Consider the following 238-nt stretch of genomic DNA (forward strand, 5'->3'; position numbering starts at 1 on the left):
GTATTGGTGTTAGTGTATCCAAGGATCAGTAATCATACCGACTTTGATCCGCTGCGTTTACACCCGCATATTGATTTTCATTATGTGACTATGCAAAGCGATGCAAGCTCGACGGTATGGCCTAACGCCGATGTCATTATTTTACCAGGCAGTAAAAATGTCCGCGCAGATTTGGCTTTTATGCGTCAACAAGGTTGGGATATTAAACTCAAAACCCATTTACGTTACGGCGGTAAAG

Annotated in this window: 1 pseudogene; it reads left to right on the plus strand. The window is 42.9% G+C overall.

The annotated features are described in order from the left end of the window. A pseudogene (locus AAEY88_RS15400) lies at nt 1-238 on the plus strand (hypothetical protein); the annotation flags it as partial.

The organism is Psychrobacter sp. CAL346-MNA-CIBAN-0220, from assembly GCF_040309805.1.
In the GTDB taxonomy this organism is placed as follows: domain Bacteria; phylum Pseudomonadota; class Gammaproteobacteria; order Pseudomonadales; family Moraxellaceae; genus Psychrobacter.